2 protein-coding genes are annotated in these 1,924 nt (G+C 30.8%); one reads left to right on the top strand and one right to left on the bottom strand.

Annotated features, from left to right (window positions below):
• The first annotated feature begins 216 nt into the window (after positions 1-216).
• On the top strand, positions 217-990 hold the full coding sequence (locus HX049_RS18010; protein WP_286417746.1) for a SprT-like domain-containing protein: 774 nt from the start codon (positions 217-219) through the stop codon (positions 988-990).
• A gap of 93 nt (positions 991-1,083) precedes the next feature.
• On the opposite strand, the gene HX049_RS18005 is transcribed toward HX049_RS18010, so the two are convergent.
• Entirely contained in the window at positions 1,084-1,317 is a 234-nt protein-coding gene (locus tag HX049_RS18005) for a hypothetical protein (protein WP_286417745.1), read from the bottom strand.
• Positions 1,318-1,924 lie beyond the last annotated feature (607 nt).

Here is a 1,924-nt window from a genome sequence, read left to right as displayed (position 1 = left end):
GATTGACCTTTTTGTTACTCTTTGTATAAAGAGTAACTATCTATAAATTCCTTTTTTATAATCGTGTTTTGTGAGAGATTAATATTAATAATCAGATACTTATATATAATAATACATACATAAGTACATACGTACGTACGTAAACATTTAACTCTTTTTATATTGCTTAATACAATCTTTTTTTATACTTTTATATCGTACGATATAATTTTACTTATGAAACCAACACAAGAGTTTTACGATTTTTTTCAATACTTATTTGACAAGTTCAATGAGAATTTATTTGACAATACACTACCACAATGTCTAATTGTGATAACCCGAAAAAATAAAACATTCGGCTATTACAGTTCTAGAAGGTGGGCTAATAATGAAAATACCTATACAGATGAATTAGCTATTAATCCATTGTATTTCAATAGATATCCTTTTATAGAAATACTACAAACCATTGTACATGAAATGTGTCACTTATGGCAACAGCACAATGGTAACCCCTCTCAAAGAACTTACCATAATAAAGAATGGGCTGATAAAATGGAAAGCATTGGTTTAATTCCAAGTACAACAGGAAAGAAAGGGGGAAAAAGAACAGGGCAGAATATGATGGACTATCCAAGTGATACAGGAGCTTTTATAATGACCTGTATTGATATTATCTACGATCCCATAATAAAAAATCTATGGTTTGACAAAACTCGAAATAACCCAGTACCATTTAATAACGAAATAAATATAGATACTAACTCTACAACATTCAATGAAAACAAGGAAGCAATGTACCTGTTATACAGCATCTATGATGCTAATAATTTTACTGAAGCAGATCTAGACACAGAACAGGACAGCGAAGAAATAGAAGAGAGTGAAAATACTGCAGATAAAAAAAACAAAGTAAAATATACTTGTGATTGTGGTTTTAATGTTTGGGGTAAACCTGATCTTAAAATACTCTGTCAAGAGTGTAACTCACTATACCAATCCGTTTAAAAGAAAAAAAGCCAACTATTACTAGTTGGCTTCCTTATATTAATCAAGAGATTTAATAATCTCTCACAAAACAGTACAAAGATAGCCTTTTTTTTATATTTCATATATACTTGTAGGGAATGTTTTTTTATTGTTGTAGTTATAATATCGATTGAGCTCTCTATTATCTTCTTTAGAATAGATAACTAACATTTGCCAATTAGGATGATTACTCTTAACATAATTACAAGTTTTAAGCCAACCTGTACGAGTTGTATTGAATTGTAAATTTTGTTCTCCCTCTGGCATTAAGACCCATACTCTAACTTTTTTAATGGTATCAAACATAACAATCTATTTTAAAGCGTTCTAAAAGACTTAAAAAAAGTATCCTAACAAATGTACTCAAAATACATTTAACGTCCTTAGAAGCAAAATTAAACACTTATTTTTTAACATTTTGCCCGCCCCTAGTTTACTTCAACACAACGAAGCTCACACAGGGGGGGTTCGGGGGGGGCGGTAGCCCCCAACCGAAAGCAATCGAAACGAGTCCTTGCGGTCTGATTGGGAGTTGTTCGTAGAACAACTCTTAAAATTCCTTTTAAAGTTGCTCGATAGAGCAACGCTATGTTAGCTCGTAGAGCTAACTGAAAACAAAGGATAAAAACTTTTTTATATGTATTCGGTATTTATGTGAGCGGAAAAAGTTTTTATACCTTTTGGTTTAAGTATTTATACATAGTAACTATTTATATAATTTATTTAGTGTATTTATATATAGTATTTATATCTATTTAGGGCGGGGAGAAAAGAGCCTTTAACATACTATTTAACAGCATTTTACAAAAAAAGTACTTCAGTCGAATTGTGCAAATACTTCAGTCGAATTGTGCAAATACTTCAGTCGAATTGTGCAGTTGTATATTTTACTTCAGTCGAATTGTGCAATTTA

The organism is Myroides odoratimimus (genome assembly GCF_030326305.1).
In the GTDB taxonomy this organism is placed as follows: Bacteria; Bacteroidota; Bacteroidia; order Flavobacteriales; family Flavobacteriaceae; genus Flavobacterium; species Flavobacterium odoratimimum_A.
The sequence above is the reverse complement of the archived record's forward strand: the minus strand, read 5'-3'. Positions and strand labels throughout refer to the sequence as shown.

What these genes read in the sequence shown, in the direction of transcription:
- HX049_RS18010 (WP_286417746.1), top strand. Translation starts at nt 217, where the DNA reads ATGAAACCAACACAAGAGTTTTACGATTTTTTTCAATACTTATTTGAC.
- HX049_RS18005 (WP_286417745.1), bottom strand. Translation starts at nt 1,317, where the DNA reads ATGTTTGATACCATTAAAAAAGTTAGAGTATGGGTCTTAATGCCAGAG.